This is a genomic window from Erwinia sp. MYb416 (genome assembly GCF_037479575.1).
Classification (GTDB): Bacteria; Pseudomonadota; Gammaproteobacteria; order Enterobacterales; family Enterobacteriaceae; genus Erwinia; species Erwinia rhapontici.
The window spans coordinates 1-1,827 of record NZ_JBBGYT010000301.1; the positions used below are offsets into that span (position 1 = coordinate 1).

A 1,827-nucleotide genomic window follows, 5' to 3' on the forward strand; every position below is an offset into this window, starting at 1 on the left:
AAGTTATCGTTACAGCGTCTTCGCCAGAGGTGAAGGTTGGTCGATTCCATCTCGTCTCAGTACCCCGGGCCAGGAGTACGATCGCTTCGATCGTTCTGATGTGATCTGGTTGATCGCCTGGACTGCGCAGTTTGGTATCTGTGGTTGTGCGCGTTTAATGGCATGGCAGGATCCGGACAGCAACCGTTCAGCCGAAGGTGCTGAAAATAGTCATAACGAAAGTGATAATGTCTGGGAAATGTCACGTTTCTCTGCCCGGCTTGAAATTGATGCGGAGTTGCCGCTGAACATTTTATGGCATGCGGTGCAGTTGGCGGGACAATCGGGTATTCAGCATCTCTACAGTGCGGCAACGCCGATGCTGGAGCAGATGTTTGAACGGCATCAGGTGAACTATGATCCGCTCACGCCAGGGATCATTCAGTCAGAAGACAACCTGTTTGCGGTCAAAATCCCGATTGCTCAGCCGAATCTGGCTGAAAAGTTTCATGGCGCGCGTCGCTTCCGACCTGAAGAAGTGCTGCCTACACTTGGGGTATCCGTTAGCTGGGGGCCACGCGGGCGCTAAATTTATTGCCCATGCCATTTTGACCACAGCGTAATCAGCACCCACGCTGCTACGCCCCAGCACAATACGGCTGCCAGCAGTGCCAGTGGCAGCCGCATCATCGTAATAAAATACCAGAGTGCCAGCAGATAGATAAAATAGGGCAGAATCGCCCACATGCCGAAGATGATGGTGGTTCGCAGCGCCTCGATGCCGCGCTCACTGGCCACAATATAGTGGGCTATCAGTGCGAACGTGGGAAACAGCGGAATCAGACCGGCGAGATAATAATGACGGGTTTTCGACAACAGGCCTATAAACACCACGACCGCAGCACCCAGTATTGCTTTGAAAAGTAAGCCCATTGCTTTGTTCTGTCAGTTAAAACACTACGGTGTGACAAAACCAATAAAAAAGCAACGGGCGTTTAACGCGGCGGGAAGGCAGGTGAATTACTGACGATAAGCGTATTTGATCTGTTTTATCGTGTTGCTGAACACTTCTGCCTGCTGCTGGTCTTCCAGCGCGGCGATGTAGCGCTCCATATTGATGATGACTTTACCGGCATCTGCCTGACCCATACCTTTCAGCATCAGTGTGACAAGTGCTTTCATGCACGTCACTTCGTTAGCTAATGCCTGCACTTCTTCGCTGGTTGAAAAGTCAGTCTCGCTCATGATTTCTCCCGATAGTCTTTGAAAAAACAGTGCTTCCGGTTAGTTTACCAGGCACGTAAAGTGTTTGAAAGTATAACATATAATGGCTTGAAGAAATCACTCAGTCGGTTAAGGTTAACGATAAAACAATCGGTTGTGCGTCAGTGTGATGTCAAGTTGTAGAAAGTGCTAAAATTTAGAAAAATATTGACTGTGTTAAAATGAAAAATAGCATTTTTTATACAACTTATTGTAATTTATAATTTATTTTATTATCGTGCTTATCGATAGTATTCTTAACGACTAAAAAGATTAACGTTTACATGTTACATCTTTGCATTAATGACGAATTTGCACGCTATTTAGCATCTGCTGATAAATTAGCGTCAGTATACAGGCCGACATTATTTCTGTTCTAACAGTCGTGAAAAAGTAGTAACATCATCGACCTGCCATTGCGATTTTCGCCACCTGCCTTAGCCACTTAAGGAGCATCGTTTGATAAGCGTTTTTCTTGTTGATGACCACGAGTTGGTTCGCGCAGGTATTCGTCGCATACTGGAAGACATCAAAGGTATCCAGGTTGTTGGGGAAGCGAACTGCGGTGAGGATGCGGTAAAATGG

General features: G+C 46.8%; 3 protein-coding genes and 1 pseudogene. 2 read left to right on the forward strand and 2 right to left on the reverse strand.

The genetic code is table 11. The annotated features are described in order from the left end of the window. On the forward strand, window positions 1–568 hold a 568-nt coding region (locus WH277_RS02710), incomplete at its 5' end, for an autoinducer synthase (RefSeq protein ID WP_339504270.1). Window positions 569–570: 2 nt separating this feature from the next. Here WH277_RS02710 and WH277_RS02715 read toward each other — a convergent pair. Both WH277_RS02715 and WH277_RS02720 read right to left on the reverse strand, forming a co-directional pair. Beyond that, window positions 571–912 (reverse strand): GlpM family protein, encoded by a 342-nt coding sequence (locus WH277_RS02715; RefSeq protein WP_339504272.1) that lies wholly within the window; start codon window positions 910–912, stop codon window positions 571–573. An 87-nt stretch (window positions 913–999) separates the two neighbouring features. Next, window positions 1,000–1,224 (reverse strand): DUF2594 family protein, encoded by a 225-nt coding sequence (locus WH277_RS02720; RefSeq protein WP_339455143.1) that lies wholly within the window; start codon window positions 1,222–1,224, stop codon window positions 1,000–1,002. A gap of 477 nt (window positions 1,225–1,701) precedes the next feature. On the opposite strand from WH277_RS02720, the pseudogene WH277_RS02725 reads away from it, so the two are divergent. After that, a pseudogene (locus WH277_RS02725) lies at window positions 1,702–1,827 on the forward strand (two-component system response regulator UvrY); the annotation flags it as partial.

What these genes read in the sequence shown, in the direction of transcription:
- WH277_RS02720 (WP_339455143.1), bottom strand. Translation starts at nt 1,224, where the DNA reads ATGAGCGAGACTGACTTTTCAACCAGCGAAGAAGTGCAGGCATTAGCT.
- WH277_RS02715 (WP_339504272.1), bottom strand. Translation starts at nt 912, where the DNA reads ATGGGCTTACTTTTCAAAGCAATACTGGGTGCTGCGGTCGTGGTGTTT.